The 16,603-nt window shown below is 58.5% G+C and carries 17 protein-coding genes and 4 tRNA genes; 5 read left to right on the top strand and 16 right to left on the bottom strand.

Annotated elements, in window-relative coordinates; all coding sequences use genetic code 11:
* Positions 1–518 precede the first annotated feature (518 nt).
* The 3 genes from PGR6_RS07170 to PGR6_RS07160 all read left to right on the top strand — a co-directional run bounded on the left by PGR6_RS07170 (position 519) and on the right by PGR6_RS07160 (position 2,878).
* Positions 519–1,748 carry a type II and III secretion system protein family protein gene (locus PGR6_RS07170; RefSeq protein ID WP_064616561.1) on the top strand — a complete coding sequence of 410 codons (1,230 nt, stop codon included), beginning with the start codon at positions 519–521 and terminating at the stop codon, positions 1,746–1,748.
* Between the two features lie 122 nt (positions 1,749–1,870).
* Positions 1,871–2,587: a tetratricopeptide repeat protein gene (locus PGR6_RS07165; protein ID WP_026286433.1), complete on the top strand. Its 717-nt coding sequence runs from the start codon at positions 1,871–1,873 to the stop codon at positions 2,585–2,587.
* A gap of 18 nt (positions 2,588–2,605) precedes the next feature.
* Positions 2,606–2,878 (top strand): DUF3613 domain-containing protein, encoded by a 273-nt coding sequence (locus PGR6_RS07160; RefSeq protein WP_018926249.1) that lies wholly within the window; start codon positions 2,606–2,608, stop codon positions 2,876–2,878.
* 433 nt (positions 2,879–3,311) lie between these two features.
* On the opposite strand, the gene PGR6_RS07155 is transcribed toward PGR6_RS07160, so the two are convergent.
* The 12 genes from PGR6_RS07155 to PGR6_RS07100 all read right to left on the bottom strand — a co-directional run bounded on the left by PGR6_RS07155 (position 3,312) and on the right by PGR6_RS07100 (position 13,603).
* Positions 3,312–4,280 (bottom strand): type II secretion system F family protein, encoded by a 969-nt coding sequence (locus tag PGR6_RS07155; RefSeq protein ID WP_064616559.1) that lies wholly within the window; start codon positions 4,278–4,280, stop codon positions 3,312–3,314.
* 29 nt (positions 4,281–4,309) lie between these two features.
* Complete coding sequence (locus tag PGR6_RS07150) at positions 4,310–5,296, bottom strand: type II secretion system F family protein (protein ID WP_064616557.1); 987 nt, start codon at positions 5,294–5,296, stop codon at positions 4,310–4,312.
* Positions 5,293–6,732, bottom strand: a complete 1,440-nt coding sequence (locus PGR6_RS07145) for a CpaF family protein (RefSeq protein WP_018926252.1) — start codon at positions 6,730–6,732, stop codon at positions 5,293–5,295. Before PGR6_RS07145 ends, PGR6_RS07150 begins: the two co-directional genes overlap by 4 nt.
* 3 nt (positions 6,733–6,735) lie before the next feature.
* Complete coding sequence (locus PGR6_RS07140) at positions 6,736–7,956, bottom strand: AAA family ATPase (RefSeq protein ID WP_064616555.1); 1,221 nt, start codon at positions 7,954–7,956, stop codon at positions 6,736–6,738.
* On the bottom strand, positions 7,950–8,444 hold the full coding sequence (locus PGR6_RS07135; protein WP_018926254.1) for a TadE family protein: 495 nt from the start codon (positions 8,442–8,444) through the stop codon (positions 7,950–7,952). Before PGR6_RS07135 ends, PGR6_RS07140 begins: the two co-directional genes overlap by 7 nt.
* A complete protein-coding gene (locus tag PGR6_RS07130; RefSeq protein WP_064616553.1) occupies positions 8,444–8,923 on the bottom strand; it encodes a TadE/TadG family type IV pilus assembly protein in 480 nt (159 codons plus the stop codon). Before PGR6_RS07130 ends, PGR6_RS07135 begins: the two co-directional genes overlap by 1 nt.
* 8 nt (positions 8,924–8,931) lie before the next feature.
* The gene (locus PGR6_RS07125) at positions 8,932–10,275 is read right to left on the bottom strand and encodes a TadE/TadG family type IV pilus assembly protein (protein WP_064616551.1); all 1,344 of its coding nucleotides are present in this window, start codon (positions 10,273–10,275) and stop codon (positions 8,932–8,934) included.
* Between the two features lie 75 nt (positions 10,276–10,350).
* On the bottom strand, positions 10,351–11,157 hold the full coding sequence (gene cpaB / locus PGR6_RS07120; protein WP_064616549.1) for a Flp pilus assembly protein CpaB: 807 nt from the start codon (positions 11,155–11,157) through the stop codon (positions 10,351–10,353).
* 15 nt (positions 11,158–11,172) lie between these two features.
* Positions 11,173–12,498: an ATPase AAA gene (locus PGR6_RS07115; protein ID WP_018926258.1), complete on the bottom strand. Its 1,326-nt coding sequence runs from the start codon at positions 12,496–12,498 to the stop codon at positions 11,173–11,175.
* A 2-nt stretch (positions 12,499–12,500) separates the two neighbouring features.
* Complete coding sequence (locus PGR6_RS07110; protein ID WP_018926259.1) at positions 12,501–13,031, bottom strand: A24 family peptidase; 531 nt, start codon at positions 13,029–13,031, stop codon at positions 12,501–12,503.
* 27 nt (positions 13,032–13,058) lie between these two features.
* Positions 13,059–13,253, bottom strand: a complete 195-nt coding sequence (locus tag PGR6_RS07105) for a Flp family type IVb pilin (protein WP_064616547.1) — start codon at positions 13,251–13,253, stop codon at positions 13,059–13,061.
* A gap of 155 nt (positions 13,254–13,408) precedes the next feature.
* Positions 13,409–13,603, bottom strand: a complete 195-nt coding sequence (locus PGR6_RS07100; RefSeq protein ID WP_064616545.1) for a Flp family type IVb pilin — start codon at positions 13,601–13,603, stop codon at positions 13,409–13,411.
* 412 nt (positions 13,604–14,015) lie between these two features.
* On the opposite strand from PGR6_RS07100, the gene PGR6_RS07095 reads away from it, so the two are divergent.
* The gene (locus PGR6_RS07095) at positions 14,016–14,879 is read left to right on the top strand and encodes a helix-turn-helix transcriptional regulator (RefSeq protein ID WP_064616543.1); all 864 of its coding nucleotides are present in this window, start codon (positions 14,016–14,018) and stop codon (positions 14,877–14,879) included.
* A 60-nt stretch (positions 14,880–14,939) separates the two neighbouring features.
* On the opposite strand, the gene PGR6_RS07090 is transcribed toward PGR6_RS07095, so the two are convergent.
* From PGR6_RS07090 to PGR6_RS07075, 4 genes are all read right to left on the bottom strand, one after another.
* A tRNA-Gly gene (locus PGR6_RS07090) sits at positions 14,940–15,015 on the bottom strand.
* Between the two features lie 3 nt (positions 15,016–15,018).
* Positions 15,019–15,094 (bottom strand) — tRNA-Glu (locus PGR6_RS07085).
* A 104-nt stretch (positions 15,095–15,198) separates the two neighbouring features.
* A tRNA-Gly gene (locus PGR6_RS07080) sits at positions 15,199–15,274 on the bottom strand.
* Between the two features lie 2 nt (positions 15,275–15,276).
* Positions 15,277–15,352 (bottom strand) — tRNA-Glu (locus PGR6_RS07075).
* A gap of 394 nt (positions 15,353–15,746) precedes the next feature.
* Here PGR6_RS07075 and PGR6_RS07070 point away from each other — a divergent pair.
* A complete protein-coding gene (locus tag PGR6_RS07070) occupies positions 15,747–16,505 on the top strand; it encodes a hypothetical protein (RefSeq protein WP_064616541.1) in 759 nt (252 codons plus the stop codon).
* Positions 16,506–16,603: the final 98 nt, after the last annotated feature.

Here is a 16,603-nt window from a genome sequence, read left to right as displayed (position 1 = left end):
AGCAACATGGCTATCTCCACACTCTGCCCTGAAAGTTTTGTTTTAAATCGTGGCGCTTTGCTTTGTTTGAACTACCTTCAAACAAGAAGAAGTCATAACGGTTTGAATTTTGACGTTAGGTTCAGAGATCAGATAGCGAATTGGCAAAAGGAGTTACCTCACTATGATCCTGACAGGCGTTTACCGGCGCAGAGCTGTGATTGCCGGTTGCTTTTTAGGGGAGTCAGGTTGGCGGGAAGTGCCGCCTATAACCGCGATGGTTGTCGAGCCTGAGCCTGTCGCTCGGGTCGGCAGCCCAGGTATCTGGATCACTAAAAGCCGTTTTAGAAGGTCGCTCGCTGTTCATTCGGATCAGCGTATTGCACCTGCTTGCGTGTAGCACCAAGGAATATTGCCGGGGGCATTAATCGTTAGTGGTAAGTGCTCTGGCGAGGTTGAGGGTCGACTCAGGCCCCTTGTAGTGATCCAAGGCAACTTGGTTTGCCTTGTAGATGGCCTATTCAGCGAGGATGCACTTAATGAGCTATCGTACCGTGCCCGCTTTCAAGCGAATTATCCATGGCCTGTTCTGGATGGGCCTCAGCGTGGACGCGGCTCAGGCCGCGGCGGCCAATTGTTCGCAGATGGACAGTATGCCGACAACGTTCGAGGTCGGTCAGGGGCTTCAGAGTGAACTGCGCACTCCGGTTCCGGTGACGCAACTGGCCGTGGGTGACCCGAAAATTGCCGATGTGCAACCCAGCGGCAACAACCCCAACGCCTTCCTGCTCACTGGTCTGACACCGGGCACCACCAGCCTGATGGTCTGGACCGGCTGTTCGAAAGAGCCGCGCCATAGCATGGTGTTCGTCAAGGGCCGGGCCACCTCGGCGCTGACCAGCGCGTCGACCGGACCTTACGAAGACCCGCTGCTGCCGAGCCAGGTACAGACCGATATTCGCTTCGTTGAAGTCAGCCGGACCAAACTCAAGGAAGCCTCAGCGTCTATTTTCGGCACCCGCGGCAACTTCCTGTTCGGCTCGCCGAGAACCTTGCCTACCATTGGCGGCGTCGTCACACCGTCGGTGCCGGTGGACAACGGCATGTTCAACCTCAACTTTGCTACCGGTAATACCCTGGTAGCGATCAACGCGCTGGAAGGCAGCGGTTTCGCCTATACCCTGGCGCGGCCAAGCCTGGTGGCGCTCAGCGGGCAGAGTGCGAGCTTCCTGGCCGGCGGTGAAGTACCGATTCCGGTGCCCAGTTCGGGCAGCGATAACATCTCCATCGAGTACAAGGAGTTCGGTATCCGCCTGACTCTGACGCCAACCATCATCGAGAAAAACCGTATCGCCCTGAAGGTGGCGCCGGAAGTCAGTGAACTGGACTTCACCAACGCCGTCAGCATCGCCGGCACCATAGTTCCGGCGCTGACCATACGCCGTACCGACACCAGCATCTCCCTGGCCGACGGCGAAAGCTTCGTCATCAGCGGCCTGATCAGCACTCGCAACAATTCCCAGGTGAACAAATTCCCGGGGCTGGGCGATATCCCGATTCTGGGCGCGTTCTTCCGCGACAACTCCGTCAACCGTGAGGAGCGCGAACTGCTGATGATCGTCACCCCGCATCTGGTCCAGCCCCTGGCGGCCAATGCACAACTGCCGTCGTTGCCTGGCGAGCAGCTGCGCAATTACGACCCGAACTTCTACCGCATGTTCTTCCTAGAAAATGGTGATTTCGACAGTAAGACCGGGCTCTCGCAATGAACCGGAGCCAGACGCTGAACCGGGCTTTCGCCCTCACTCTTAACGGTGACCTTGAGCGCTTGGCGGGCCAGCTGTATTGCCATTGGCCAGGCGTTCAACGTGTTGTAGCCAGAGGACACTCGATGAAAGCAGTCATTGCAATAACGGCGACATTGATGCTCGCAGGTTGTGCCACCAACGGTATTGTTTCGCGACCGGGCAGTTGTGCCAAACCCGCTTCGGAGCAAGAGTTGGCCCTGAACCTGGCCGACAACATGGCCAACGAAGGCCGTTTGTATGCCAGCCTGGCGAACCTGGAAGGTTTGCCCGATGACCTGGTCCAGGTTCGTCTGCGCAAGGCCCGGGTGCTGCGCTTGATGGGGCGTAAAGATGCGGAGCCGTTGTATCAAAGCCTGCTCGGCACCTGTCTGGCCGCTGAAGGGGAACATGGCCTGGGCCAGTTGGCCGCGGCCAAAAATGATAACGCCGGCGCTACCACTCACCTCGAACGCGCGGTGAAGATGTCCCCCACCGACGACAAGATGCGCAATGACCTGGGGGTCGTCTACCTCAATCAGCGACGGATCCCTGAAGCACGCTTCGAGTTCATGACGGCCATGGAGCTCAAGCAGGCGGATTCACTGGCGGCACTCAACATGGTGACGCTGCTGATCTATCAGGATAACTGGAAGGCGGCTGCCGAACTCGCGAACCGCGCCAGCTTGAGTCCCCAGCAAGTTGCAGAGGCTCAAACCCGAGCGGAAAAACTCAAGGCCTCTGCCAAAAAAGCGGTGGCTTCCGAGGGGAATCGCAAGACTGAGGCCGTAGTCGATGCCTCAGCCAATGCTGCGATCAAGTAGAACGTACGAGGAGTCGAGATGAATACCAAAGGGCTGTTGATTGTGTGCATGGCTTGCCTGTCCACCAGTGCCTGGGCTATTGAGCCAGGTCCCTCCTCGGCGCCGCAAAAGGGCACCGAACAGTGGATGCAGCTACAGATTCGTGGTGTGGTTGCCTCCCCTTTTCGACAAACTGCATCGGTCACTGAGCGTGACCTGTCCTTCCAGCGCTGGCTGAACAGCTTCACCTACCCGATCCCGATGTTCTTTGAGCAGAAGGCTGGGGGGAAAATGACCTCCAGCAGCAACTGAGGGACGTCAATGGATGATCAACCTCTGGCATCGTCCAGAGTAGCCTGGCTAAAACGCCAGGCTTAATCACGTCTGCTGGAAAGTATTGGCATCTACACATTGTTCAGTTCTGACCGAGTCCCCCTGGAGCGCAATGCTGTTCACTTAAACAGTTTCAGCCGCGACGCATTCTTTGTAGCAGCTGCCGAAGGCTGCGTTCGGCTGCGCAGCAGTCGTGAGTCCGGCTGCCGTGATGTACCTGACGCACCGCAATGGCTGATTTTACGACTGCTTCGCAGCCGAACGCAGGCTTCGCCAGCTGCTACAGATCGCATTACGGCTTAAGTGAACAACATTGCCCGTAGGAGCGAGCGGTGTAGATCTTGGGAGGGGAAGTACAGATCAGGTTCGGGTGGCAAGGCCATCTGATTCGACAGCCCCCCACCCGATCCTCTTACATATTTCCGAATGCTTTCATTACGCCAATCATGGCCGGGCCGATGGCGACCAGAAAGAAGCTCGGCCACAGGCAGAAAATCAGTGGAAATATCAGCTTGGTGCCGATTTTCGCCCCCGCCTCTTCGGCGGCCTGCGTACGCCGATCACGGAATTCATCGGCATAGATGCGCAGGGTGTCGGCCACGCTGGTACCAAAGCGAATACTCTGCGCCAACAGGCTGACCAACCCTTGCACGTCCTCCAGACCGGTGCGTATGGCCAGTTGTTTGAGCGCCTCGGTACTGGTGATGCCCGCGCGGATCTGCGCATTGACCAGGGCCAGCTCTTCAGCCAGTTCAACATGACTGACCGACATCTCTTCAGCCACCCGTTCAATGGTCGTAGGCAGTGACAGGCCTGACTCCACGCAGACCACCATCAGATCCAGCGCATCTGGAAACGCGATACGCAGCCGGTTTTGACGCGCCTGCTTACGTTTGGCGACATACAGCGCTGGCAGCAACCATCCGATACCGGCCACCATGACCACCAACAACAGCCCCACAGCCAGGGAAACCTTGGGAATCAGCGGCAACAGCAACAACGCAAGGCCGACCATCAATAGCGGTAACATCAAGCGCACCGCCCAGTACATCTGCACCGCCGAAGAGGAGCGGTAACCCGCATGCGTCAACAGAGTCTGGGTAACTGACGCCTGGGCCGATTCAGCCGAGGCAAAGCGCTGGCCGACCCGCTCCAGCAACAGCTGCAGATTACTCGGCGCTTCCTGCCCTGCCGTATTGCCCAAATAACCGCGCTTGATCAGCGCCAGACGACGCTGTACCGGGTCCTGGAGACCCAGCATCAGCAACATCAAGGCGACGACCGCAAGCACCGTACTCAAACCGATCGCGCCAAGGAACAACAGGCGCGCTACTTCCTCGTTCCCCGTGAACCGACTGAACAACCCGAGTAAAAAGTCCATGACCTGTACCTCCCGGTAGCGAATATCGCTTAAACCTGAATCCGGATGATTTTTCGTATCCAGAAAATCCCGATCAACATGGCGCAGAAAGCCCCGATGATCAGCTTGTGGCCTATGGGATCATTGAGCAGCACAGGCATGTAGCTGGGGCTTGTGAGCACGATCGCAATAGCCAGCACAAAGGGAATCGCCACCAGCACCCAGGCCGACATGCGCCCTTCCGCCGACAGGGTTTTGATCTTGCGCTGAAAGCGGAAACGCCCGCGGATCAGCCGACTCAGACGCTCCAGCACTTCCGTCAGATTGCCGCCAGTCTCGCGGTGGATGAGGATCGAAGTCACCAGCATCATCACCGTCATGCTGGGCATGCGCTCCAGCAGGCCGAGCATGGCCCGGCGAACATCGTTGCCATAGTTGATGTCGGCAAAGGTCAGGCCGAACTCATGAGCGACAGGCCCCTTGTGCTCCTCGGCGACCAGACGCAGGGTTTCGTTGAACGGGTGCCCGGCACGCAAGGCCCGGCACATGGCATCCAGCGCATCCGGCAGGCCTTCCTCAAACGCAGCGAAACGTTTGCTACGGTCACGAGAAATTTTCAGCAGGGGTAACCAGAACACCCCGAAGCCTGCCAGCAACGCCATCCACCAGACGGTCACGACCATCCAGATCGAGATGCCCGCACACGCACCCAGGAACAGCCCGAGCAAGATCACTCGATAAGCGCGGTATTCATGGCCGCCCTGCTCGATCATCTGCGTAAGGCTCGCCATGAACGGCAACTGCTCGAGCATGGCCTCCAGTGGCGACAAACGTGTCAGGTATTTCTGCCGCAACACCGTCTGCATGTTGGGCAAATTGTTGGCTTTTTCCAGTACATGCAAACGGCCGCGGATGCGCTTGCGCATCTTGCCCGCTTCGCCGAACACCGGCACCACCACGCCCTGGGACAAGAGGAACACGGCGATAAACACCATGCCCAGGAACATCACAATGAATTCAGCAGGAATATGGCTCATGGCTGCCGTGCCTCCATCCATTCAGGCCTGAACATCGTCAGCGGCAACTCGATGCCGCGCTTGGCCAGCACATCGCGGAAGGCCGGAATCATGCCGCTGGGACGATAATCGCCAAGCACTTCACCGTTTTCACCCATGCCCTGGCGCGCAAAGGAGAAAATTTCGGTCATGGTGATGATCTCGCCTTCCATGCCGTTGATCTCTTGCACGCTGACCAGCCGGCGCTTGCCGTCCTCCTGACGTTCCAGCTGGATCACCACATCGATGGCCGACGCGATCTGCTGACGCATGGCCTTGATCGGGAAGGTCGCCCCGCTCATCGACACCATGTTCTCGACTCGCCCCAACGCATCGCGCGCGGTGTTGGCGTGGATCGTGGTCAATGAACCGTCATGGCCGGTGTTCATGGCCGTCAGCATGTCCAACGCCTCGGCACCGCGCACTTCGCCGATCACAATGCGGTCCGGGCGCATCCGCAAACTGTTGCGCACCAACTCCCGCTGACTCACCTCGCCACGCCCTTCGATGTTCGAAGGCCGGGTTTCCAGGCGCACCACGTGGGGCTGCTGCAGTTGCAGTTCGGCCGAGTCTTCGATGGTGACGATCCGCTCGTTGTGCGGGATGAAACTGGACAACACGTTGAGCATGGTGGTTTTGCCGCTACCGGTACCGCCGGAAATCAGCACGTTCAGGCGCCCGCGGACAATCGCCTTGAGCAGCAGCGCAATGGCCGGGGTCAATGTCCCCACCTGAATCAGGCTGTCGGTATTGAGCAGGTCCACCGCAAAACGGCGAATCGACATGCTCGGGCCGTCGATGGCCAGCGGCGGGATAATCGCGTTGACCCGCGAACCGTCCTTGAGCCGGGCGTCCACCAATGGCGAGGACTCGTCGATACGCCGACCCAGGCTGGACACGATGCGGTCGATGATATTCAGCAAATGGTGATCATCGCGAAAACGCACATCGGTCCGTTGCAGTTTGCCGAAGCGTTCGACATAGACCGAGGCATAGCCGTTGACCAGAATGTCGGACACGCTGTGATCGGCCAGCAACGGTTCCAGGGGCCCCAGGCCGAGCACCTCGTCGGTGATCTGCTTGATGATCAACTGGCGGCTGGTGGTACTCACCGGTGCCGAATGCTCGTCGAGCAGGCGCTGGCAAATATCACGGATCTGCCGTGAGGCCTCGGCCTGTTCAAGGGAGTCCAGCAAGGACAGGTCCATGACCTTGAGCAATTGCTGGTAGATTTTTTCCCGCCACTCGGCTTCCACCGGGGTGACCTGGCTTCTGGTTTCGTAAAGAACGTCCGGTGTTGCACGCTCCCACGCCATTATTTCCTCTGCCGGATCCAGCAGGTCGTCGCCCTGAGCAGCTGACGATGCTGCGGGTTTACCGGACTGTTTGCGCAAGCGGTTACGAAAGTCGCTGATCATGGGTCATCCCCCGAAAAAACGGTTGAAGGCGCGTTTGAGTAAGCCTTTGTTCCCGGCCACCTGTTGACCGACCAGGTCCTCGGTCATGTCGCGCAGGGCGGTAGTAATCGCGGCCCTCGGCGCATGCAGCCCCAACGGCACGCCAGTGTTCTGACTCTGGCTGACCAGGTTGAAGTCGTTGGGTAATTTCGACAGATTGGTGCAGCGCAGTGCCTCGCCAATATCCTTGAGGCTTATCGCTGCGGCCTTGTCATAGCGGTTGACCACGATCTGCAACTGATCGCCGCGCACGCCCAGGTCATCGCGAAGAATCCGCACCAGGGAGCTGGCATCGCGCAGATGACTGACGCTCTGCTGCACCACTACGTACACCCGGTCCACCTGTTCCAGCACGGAGCCGGTGAGGTGGTCGATTTGCCGCGGCAGGTCGATCACCACCCAGTCGTAGCTGGCGCGGGCCAGTTGCAACAGGGTGTCAAGTTGCTCGGGTTGGGCATCCTGCGGCAGGCACAGCTCACCGGCCCGACCACCCAGCACATGCAAGGTCGGGCTGAAGTGGCTGCAAAAACCGCGTAGCGCGACGCTGTCCATGCCATCGATCTGATGCAGCACCTCGAGATGGCTGTGCGTCTGCGCCACGTCCAGGTAATGCGTCACGCTGCCGAATTGCAGGTCCATGTCCAGCAATAGGGTGCTGCCGCCCCTGACGCTGAGCTGTTGAGCCAGGTTGCAGGCCAGCAAGGTTCCGCCGGAGCCGCCCTTGGCGCTCATCACGGCGATCAATTTCCCTTCTGTCCCGCTGCCGGTGCGAACCTCCATGACCAGGCGATTCAAGGCGGCAACCAGTTCGGTCTCGGCGATAGGCTCCGGCAGCACGTCACGGGCGCCGGCCTGCATCGCCAGGCGCATGCCTTCCTGCTCGGTCAGCAGACCGCACACCAACATCGGCGGACGCTCATGGGCCGGACGCTGCAACAGCGCCGCCAATTCTTCGCGCCACAGATGGCTGACGCGCAACAGCAACAGATCAGGCATGCGGTCCAGGCCGTAGAGCGGGTCGACATGCCCATTACTCACCAGGCGAGTGCTCACCTCCAGGCAGGGCATGCGCTGGCAGACGCTCTGCAGATCGCGCAACGAGGTGGCATCACGGCTGCTGATCAGCAACCTCAGCCCAGCCTTGCCGGTCGAAGTGGAGAGCGGGGTATCCTTGGTATTCAGCATGGTGTGATCTCCCCGGAATCGGAATGACGCCCGAGGCTTTCGCGTGGCAAGGTTGCCTTGAATGCAGGCAAGGTAATGGGCACGCCGAACCCGGGAATAAACAGATTGAAAACGAAGCCTTGCAGACTCAACTGGACATAGCGGATGGCACGAAAACCAGTGGCGCTGACCAGGTCGCCGGGATTGGCCACCACTGCACCGTTGACGTCCAGATAGGTCAGCGTCAGGTTGGTGGTGGCCAGGCTCGTGATCAGCTGGCTCGTGCCGGCGTCGGTCGAGGCGTTGAAGATCGCCCGCCGCAAGACCACCGGATCGCTGATGTTGCACACCGCTGCCAGCCGCGCACCACGCCGCGCGGCTTCATCCAGCGCACTGACCGTGAAGTACAGGCGGCCCATTTCCACCACACCGAACAACAGGATGAACACCAGCATGCCGATGAAGGCGAACTCCACGACATAGGTGCCGTGCATGCGTTTTTTATTCATCACAGCACCCTCATGACAGTGGTGGCAACCAACGGAATGGCCAGCGCAAACTGCCCACCGATAAGACCAGGAAACGTGCCGACACAATTGCCACTGCCAATCACCGGGCAGAAGCTATAGGTGATGGTGACTCGCACATGGTCGGTGCCTACCGCGGCGACCGCTACGTTCGCGGTCGTCAACCCTGACACCACAGCGCTGCCAGTAGCGCTGGGCACGCCATAGACCGCGACGTTTTTCGTCTGGGTCAGCAGCGTATTGCTCAGAGCGATAGCGCCGAGCGTCGAGTCCCAGGCCTGGCTGGCGACAAAACGGTCGGCATCACGGCTGGCCTGCAACAGGACGTTGTACTGGTAGAGCATGCGGCCGAATTCGCCGAGGCTCAGTAACAACAGAAGCAACAGCGGCAGGACGAGGGTGAATTCCACCAATGCCACGCCTCGCTGAGCCTGTGGTCGCTTGAATGAGTGAAGTCCCATGACGCCTCCTACGAGTCTGTGCTCGGAGTGCCAGTGCCGCTGCCAATATAGGTTTTGTAGAGTTGAATGATCTGCGGGCCGACATCGGTGGACGGCGAGGGGCCGGCTACGTTATCGCCTTCGCACTCCTTCACAAACTGGCCGAATATCTGCGATTCCGTGCCGCCGTTGCTCATGGGCTGTACCACGAAATAGCAACCAAAACCCAGGACCGGCACCGAGGTTGTACCCCCCTGTTTACCGGTGCAGTCGCCCACCACGATTTTCAGCATCCGACGCTCGAACACCCCACCGCTCTGACAGCCGCTGCCGGTCCCGGCCACACACGCGGCAGTGCTCGCACGCCAGTCGTTGTAGTCCAGTATCGCGTCGGCGCCCGCCGTGAGATTGCCGCCGCTCGATGTGACGGTTTGCCCCTTGTACATCTTTTGTCCCGTTGCATCGTCGTATGTGATCGCGGGGGTGCTGGACGTGGTTACCAGGTCTGGCGGGTAGTCCGAGGCACTGACCGGGCCGTTGTAGATGCCGAAGCGCGTATTCAACCCCTGAGAGGTAGGGCCGACCTTGTTGCCAGGGGCGGTCTGGACGTTTTGCCCGACGTTGCGGCAAACCGTACCACCTCCGGCCAGGTCATCCCTGACGGTACTGCCGCCCGAGCCAAAGTCGAGCAACTGAAAGTTGCCTGGGCCAATGGGAGATGAATTGCCGGCAGCCGTCTTCAACACCTGCAAATCGCCAAACTGGAAGCCCCAGAACACGCCGGCGGCCGGGTTGTATTTAGTCGGGTCGCCACAGACCATCAATGGGGCAAGATCACAGGGGCTGGTAGGGCTGGGGCCGGCGGTGGCGATCGCCGCCACGGCCTTGTTCCCAAGGCCCGCAGTGCCTAACGTCTGAACGAAGCTCCAGAAAAAACCGGTCAGGCGATAGCTCGGCACCGATACCCGAACGTACTTGGCATTTGCCGGCCCGGGATAGGAGAACGGGCCATAGACGCTGCTGGAGAGTTCCACCGTCGCAAATGCGCCTGGGTTGCCGGCGACCGCCGTTGCCAATTCGGTGTTGCCCGTGGCATTGGCATTTTGCGTCAGCGTATTGAGTGCAGCAGTGCGTGTCGCGCTGGCCATGGTGGCAGCACCTGCCACCTCAAGCAGGGTTTTGGCGCCACTCAGGGCAGCGGCATCCACAGCGTTTTGCAGGCGCGTCTTGTTCAACATCATGTGCCCGCCGTCCAGAGCCAACGCCGCTATCATGGAAATCGCCGCCAAGGCGATCACCATCAGTACGCTCACCGCTCCTCCCTGGCGCCTTGGCGTCGCAGTGAACGGCCGCTGAATACGAAGATTCATCATCAAGCCCTCGTTTGCCGATACTGATCCGGATCGGCTCCGCCAATACCTTGGTGCACAGGCACCCCTACCGCTCTGTCAACGAACTTTCACTAAACTGGTCTGGATCCCGCGAATGATGGTGACAGCCCCGCCACCCTCGGCACGGTGCACCACGCGTTTTTGCACCGGGGCGGCGGCCACAACCATGGGGGCCGGCGCAGCAGGCGCGGCGGTCACGATTTTTTTCTCGGAGTTCAGCGGATTGCGCAGCGCCAGTTGCAGCTTGCCTTCCGTTTGCGCCGTGACCAGGGTTTCAGCTTCGGCGGCCGTCATCTCCAGCGTCACTGCGCGCACCACCACCGGTTGGGTCTTGTCGGTACCCGCCGTCTGATCCACCGCCAACACCCGCAAGTTCTCGAGGATGGTCCTGGACACGGCACTGTTACTGCCGGCACTGGTGGTTTTGGTCGCCAGTACATCGACCCGGTTACCTGGCAGGAGGAATCCGCCCACACCCACCACATCGTCCACGCGTACCGAAATGGCACGTTTGTCTGTGGCAATCAGAGAGGCCAGGGTACTGCCGCCCAGATGCTCGCTCAGGCGTGCGCTGCGCATGACGTCGCCACGCAAGATGTCGAACGTTGCGATCTTGCCCACGGCCTTGTCGCTGGAATCGAGAGCATCGTCCGGGATCGTGTCCATGGGCATGCGTACGGTCGTGACCTGTTGGGCCTCGACCATCTGCCCGAATGGAATCTCTACCGTGGCGACTACCACGCTTCGAAGATGGTCGTCCGGAGTGGCATTGAGCCTCGCGCTCAGCCAGGAGTCGGCCATCCATGCGGCCCCAAGGCCCATGACCAGGGAAACGCCTATCAGGGAAACAGTACGAGAGCTCATGTCAGTATCTCCGTATCAAAGAAAGTCGAGCTGGACGAAGTAGTTGTGCCAGGCCCATTCCAACTCTTGTGGCGACAAGGCTCCGGAACCGCCCATATAACGCTGACGATCGAGGGCCATGTTCAGGAGATCTCGGGGATGGCAAGGCACCAGGGGCATGCCTTCACTTGCATAAAGCCTTTGCAGTACATAACGCAGCAGCAGGGGGTCAAAAGGAATACCCATACGCTCACATTCCTGACGCCAGATCTTTTCGTACTCCTCGGGCTTCAGGTAACCGAACTGCAACTTGTAGCCAATCCGCCGCAAGAAGGCCTCATCAGCCAGTTCCAGGGGATTGAGGTTGGTGGAGAACACCAGAACCAGATCGAATGGCAGCTCGCAATGCCGACCACCGCCCAAATTGAGGAAGTCGCGCTTCTCCTCCATCGGGACGATCCAGCGATTGAACAGCTCAGCGGGTGCCATGCGCTGACGCCCCATGTCATCGATGATGAACAGGCCATTGCTGGCCTTGAGCTGCAAGGCGGCCTGGTACTGGCGGGTGAAGGGGTCATAGCGAACATCCAGCTGTTCCATGCTCAACTCACCGCCCGTAATGACGACCGGGCGTTTGCAGCACAGCAGTCGACGATCGATCCCTTCGTTGAGCATCAGATTGTTCTGTTGACCGTTGTCATCCAGCCGCTGATGCACCTGCGGGTCATAGATCTCGATCACCGACTCGTTGATCACGATGGCATGAGGTACCCAGATGGCCTCGGCGAACAGACGAATCAACCGACTGCTGACGTAGGTCTTGCCGGTACCCGCGGGGCCATAAATCATGATTGCGCGCCCGGAGTTCAGGGCCACACCCAGTTGATCGAGCATCCCCTCCGTGAGCACTACACCGGTGAGGGCCTTGTGCATATCGCTTGAGCTGATGCGACCATGGTGAATGGTCTGGATTTTGATCAGGGAACGGTAGGTACTCACCGGGAAGGGGGCCGCGCCGATATAGCCGCTGCGTGACAGCGCATCGCGGGCAGCACTGCGACCGCGTTCGGTCAGGCTATAACGCAGCTGCCCACCCGATTGCCCCACCTGACCCAGGACTTCGACACGACCGTCCTTGCGCAGAAACGCCAGGACTTCTTCAAGTACGGCGCCAGTCAGCGCCAGGCGCTCCACCAGTCGCGGCATGTCCAGCACGCCGGCGTCGTACAAATGCTTGCATACCAACTCACCGAGAAAACTGTCGGTCAGACCCGTCTCGCGGATTGTGCAAGGCTGAGGAGCCAGCCGTTGCACCGCTTCCCGATCGCTGGAGTAGGCATCACTATCGACAATGACGTGCATGACTAACCTCCCAATCCACCGGCAACCAGTTGCCAGTAGACGCTGTTTAAAGTGCCGATCAAGATTGCGATCGAATAAGGAAAAGGTTTGCCGGCGACTTCATCCGAAGTCGGCGCCAGATAGGCCTGCGCCCTGAGAATCAGCCAATAACGCCCCAGGGTCTGCAACAATTGCCCGCGAACCAGCACGATCAGGAAACCGCATACCCCACCAGCTATCAGGCTGAACATGGCTGCCCACAAGGCGAAATGGAACGGAAGAAAGCTGCCGACCATGGCCATCAACTTGACGTCGCCAGCAGCCATGCCTCCCAGGGCGTACATCGGCAGAAAGAACGCAAAACAGATCAGGATACCCAACAGGCTGTCACCCAATCCGCTGATACCACCTGAATAAGTCTGACCGGCCAATCCCAGGGCAATGCCCAACAGGACCAGCGTGTTGGGGATACGGTGGCGAAGCAGATCGCTCACCACCGCGACGCCCAGCAGTCCTAGCAGTAAAACAGTCGACACCAGCAATTCCATGGACATGGCGCGTCTCCCCTACCAGGATTATCGTTAGCAAGGAGTGTTGCCGTTGACGGCCTGGCACAGCGCTCTGATCTTGGTATCCACGGCGCCCCCCAAAAGAACGAAGGCTGCGGCAACTGCCACTGTGATTAATCCTCCAGCCACCGCGTATTCCACAATGGTCAGGCCATCTTCATCTTTGGCGAACTTGCTTATCGAAGTTCTGATTGTTTGCAGAGTCATTTTGTGTACCTCACTTCAGCGGTCATACGGCTCGGAAAGTACATTGGCGGGGACAGCGTGAAGCCCATTGAGTTATGCGGTCGCTCTATCAGCAAAATAGTAACAACCGGTTTTTTCATGGACGTCGCCGCGTCCCGCCGCCGTAAATTTCGTTATCAGCACGGAGTGTTGCCGTTGACGGCCTGGCACAGCGCCCTGATTTTGGTATTCACGGCACCGCCCAAAAGCACGAACGCAGCGGCAACAGCTACCGTAATCAGCCCACCGGCCACGGCGTATTCCACGATGGTCAGGCCGTCTTCGTCTTTGGCGAACTTCACTACCGAAGCCTTGATTGTCTGCAGATTCATTTTGCCCACCTCACTCGAATGTTGTTTTTTCCGGAAGGCAGTACGTTCTGCACTGCCTGATGCAACCCTAGTCAGGGGCAAGGCATGGGCGTTAGGAAGATTTTGCACATCACTAGGACTTTTTTGCGGGTGCGGCCAAATACGGTTATTGGCCTTTGCAGAAGTAGCAGGAGGGGTAAAACAAGGGATGGCTCGCGAATACCACTGACTTCGATTTACAAGCGACGAGCGGCTGATACCTGGTTCATAGACGACACACCAACAGACTGTTGCCTGGGACTGATTTCCAGGCAACGCATAGAGCGGATAGAACTAAAATTCGTCTTTCTTATCAGTATTTAATCTGCAAAGTGATGGCACGTTAGCAATACTACTCAGCGAAGAGGGGCCCGTAGAACCGCAGAGTAGAGACATGACGTCCAACATGACCAGAAGGCCATCGCTGCTTTGGTTCGATCTGACTCACGATCGTTCCACGAAGGAACTCATCGCGCAGTTCGAGGAGACTTGCGACTGCAAACTGGCGAAAAATTCCGTGCTGCCCAGCGGGGAACAGGCAGACATGATCTGCATCCATTTCGATCGCCCCGACACCCCCGGCTTGAGGTTGTTGCTGGAGATCAAACGCACCACCCCTACCATCCCGATTACCATGTTCACCGTGCAGCACTCAGAAGAATTGGCCGTCTGGGCCATGCGCTCCAGTGTCTGGGAATACATGGTGCTCCCGCTCACCAACGCCGAGAGGAAGCGCTACCTGACGGCTCTGCTGCAGCTTTGCGAATTGCGCCGCAATGCCGGTCAGGACAAGACATTGCTGATCGACCACTCGCCCACTCTGCCAGAGAGCATCCGCCTGACCTCCGGGCACCAAAAACACCAGGCGCTGAGCCATACCATGCTGTACATCGACCAGCACTTTCGGGACAGCATCGATCAGAGGGATTTGGCCAAGCGCTGCGGCATGACGACTTTTCGCTTCAGTCGTCTGTTCAAAGAGGCCAATGGCGTCGGTTTCACCGATTACATCCTGGACAAGCGCATGAGCTTCGCCAAACAACTGCTCGACAACAGCCAGATGCCGATTACCAGCATCGGCTATGAAGCCGGCTTCAAGGATCCTTCCTACTTCGCCCGCGCCTTCAAGCAGTTCGTCAACTGCACGCCCAGCGAATACCGTTTGGCCAGCCAACTTAGAGCGGTAGCAGCGCAACCGCCACTGGAAGATACAACCATTGAAGCACTCGAAAGCCTGGTGCAGAGCCTTGGAAGTTGAGGCAGGTTTTTTACGCGCATAAAAAAACGCCGCTCAAATGAGCGGCGTTTTTTTTGAATTTGGAGCGGGAAACGAGACTCGAACTCGCGACCCCGACCTTGGCAAGGTCGTGCTCTACCAACTGAGCTATTCCCGCAAATGGCGTCCCCTAGGGGACTCGAACCCCTGTTACCGCCGTGAAAGGGCGGTGTCCTAGGCCACTAGACGAAGGGGACACGCTGCCCGGAACACATGGTGTGTGTTTCGGTGCCCAGACCCGCATCCGAAGACTTGGTTCTGGTTTCACTCAGCCCTGCCCGAAAGCAACGCTGTTTAAAATTGGAGCGGGAAACGAGACTCGAACTCGCGACCCCGACCTTGGCAAGGTCGTGCTCTACCAACTGAGCTATTCCCGCATTGGCGTCCCCTAGGGGACTCGAACCCCTGTTACCGCCGTGAAAGGGCGGTGTCCTAGGCCACTAGACGAAGGGGACACACGTACAACATTCACTCCCTACCGCGTTTCGCTGTGTGCTTTACGCTGTAAGTGGCGCGCATTCTATGGATGGATTGAGGGGTCGTCAACCCCCAGATATAAATTTATTTAAATCAATGACTTCGCCCTGCTTTTGGCAGCGATTCAGGCTTTTGTGTCGCCTGACCTTTGGCGCCTATATTCTGGCATCCACCAAGACGCTATAGTCCATGCCGAGATGATGGCAATGTGCACCTCGCACGCTATTTACTTATAGAAGCGGCATTGCGGCCGATATAAGAAGAGCTATAGCCGATTCACTCGTCGAGCAACCCTATGCGCCCATATGCCAAGCCAACTACACTCGACTCGAACGCGAACCCCATAAAGAGGTCTTACCGGTGACACCACTCATGATCACCCTGCTAGTCGTAGCCGGGATCGCACTATTGATCGCCATTGGCTACATGAACCATGTGGTGGAAAACAATAAGCTGGAAAAAGCCCGCACCAAGGTTGAACTCAACGACCGCCTGCGTCGCTGCGGCGAAATCACCGAGACCTTTCCCGGTCAGTTCATGACACCCGCGCTCAAGTTGCTATTGACCCGTCTGGAACTGAACGTCTGCCAGCGCCTGCTCAACCTGGAAAAAACCAGCCCCACGCTAAAGCCACGGATTACCGAGCTGAGTGCCTTGGTTGCCCAAGGCGAATCGATCCCGGTCAACAACCCGCCGGCACCGATCCAGACCGAAGCCAAGGCCAAAGACGTGCGCTTCCTGCTCGAAGCCCTGCATGGCCAGATCACCCGTGCCGCACAGGACGGCTACCTGCCGACCAACGAAGCCAAGCACTGGATCCGCGAGGTCCGCCACATCCTGGTCCTGCTGCACATCGAATTCTTCAACAACCTTGGTCAGCATTCCCTGCAACAGAACCAGCCAGGTCAGGCCCGACTGGCCTTCGAACGAGGCGTGCAATACCTGCGCAAACAGCCGGAGCCCCAGGTCTACAGCGAACAACTCGAGTACCTGGAAAAACTCCTGGCCCGCGCCAACGACCAGGTCATGGACAAGATCGCCCCGGTTGAAGGCGAAGTGAACCAACTGACTGAAGGGCTCAAAGACGTCGAGGCTGATGCCGACTGGAAGAAGAAAGTGATCTACGACTGATCATGCAAATGCTGAAAAGCCACCGGGTCAGGTGGCTTTTTTTTTGCGTTGGGATTGATGGCCACCAGAATCAATAGATTATCCGTACGCAGCCCGAG

This window comes from Pseudomonas sp. GR 6-02 (genome assembly GCF_001655615.1).
Classification (GTDB): domain Bacteria; phylum Pseudomonadota; class Gammaproteobacteria; order Pseudomonadales; family Pseudomonadaceae; genus Aquipseudomonas.
Note: the sequence above shows the minus strand (reverse complement) of the source record. Positions and strands in the feature narration are given on the sequence as shown.

What these genes read in the sequence shown, in the direction of transcription:
- PGR6_RS07170 (WP_064616561.1), top strand. Translation starts at nt 519, where the DNA reads ATGAGCTATCGTACCGTGCCCGCTTTCAAGCGAATTATCCATGGCCTG.
- PGR6_RS07165 (WP_026286433.1), top strand. Translation starts at nt 1,871, where the DNA reads ATGAAAGCAGTCATTGCAATAACGGCGACATTGATGCTCGCAGGTTGT.
- PGR6_RS07160 (WP_018926249.1), top strand. Translation starts at nt 2,606, where the DNA reads ATGAATACCAAAGGGCTGTTGATTGTGTGCATGGCTTGCCTGTCCACC.
- PGR6_RS07155 (WP_064616559.1), bottom strand. Translation starts at nt 4,280, where the DNA reads ATGGACTTTTTACTCGGGTTGTTCAGTCGGTTCACGGGGAACGAGGAA.
- PGR6_RS07150 (WP_064616557.1), bottom strand. Translation starts at nt 5,296, where the DNA reads ATGAGCCATATTCCTGCTGAATTCATTGTGATGTTCCTGGGCATGGTG.
- PGR6_RS07145 (WP_018926252.1), bottom strand. Translation starts at nt 6,732, where the DNA reads ATGATCAGCGACTTTCGTAACCGCTTGCGCAAACAGTCCGGTAAACCC.
- PGR6_RS07140 (WP_064616555.1), bottom strand. Translation starts at nt 7,956, where the DNA reads ATGCTGAATACCAAGGATACCCCGCTCTCCACTTCGACCGGCAAGGCT.
- PGR6_RS07135 (WP_018926254.1), bottom strand. Translation starts at nt 8,444, where the DNA reads ATGAATAAAAAACGCATGCACGGCACCTATGTCGTGGAGTTCGCCTTC.
- PGR6_RS07130 (WP_064616553.1), bottom strand. Translation starts at nt 8,923, where the DNA reads ATGGGACTTCACTCATTCAAGCGACCACAGGCTCAGCGAGGCGTGGCA.
- PGR6_RS07125 (WP_064616551.1), bottom strand. Translation starts at nt 10,275, where the DNA reads ATGATGAATCTTCGTATTCAGCGGCCGTTCACTGCGACGCCAAGGCGC.
- cpaB (WP_064616549.1), bottom strand. Translation starts at nt 11,157, where the DNA reads ATGAGCTCTCGTACTGTTTCCCTGATAGGCGTTTCCCTGGTCATGGGC.
- PGR6_RS07115 (WP_018926258.1), bottom strand. Translation starts at nt 12,498, where the DNA reads ATGCACGTCATTGTCGATAGTGATGCCTACTCCAGCGATCGGGAAGCG.
- PGR6_RS07110 (WP_018926259.1), bottom strand. Translation starts at nt 13,031, where the DNA reads ATGTCCATGGAATTGCTGGTGTCGACTGTTTTACTGCTAGGACTGCTG.
- PGR6_RS07105 (WP_064616547.1), bottom strand. Translation starts at nt 13,253, where the DNA reads ATGACTCTGCAAACAATCAGAACTTCGATAAGCAAGTTCGCCAAAGAT.
- PGR6_RS07100 (WP_064616545.1), bottom strand. Translation starts at nt 13,603, where the DNA reads ATGAATCTGCAGACAATCAAGGCTTCGGTAGTGAAGTTCGCCAAAGAC.
- PGR6_RS07095 (WP_064616543.1), top strand. Translation starts at nt 14,016, where the DNA reads ATGACGTCCAACATGACCAGAAGGCCATCGCTGCTTTGGTTCGATCTG.
- PGR6_RS07070 (WP_064616541.1), top strand. Translation starts at nt 15,747, where the DNA reads ATGATCACCCTGCTAGTCGTAGCCGGGATCGCACTATTGATCGCCATT.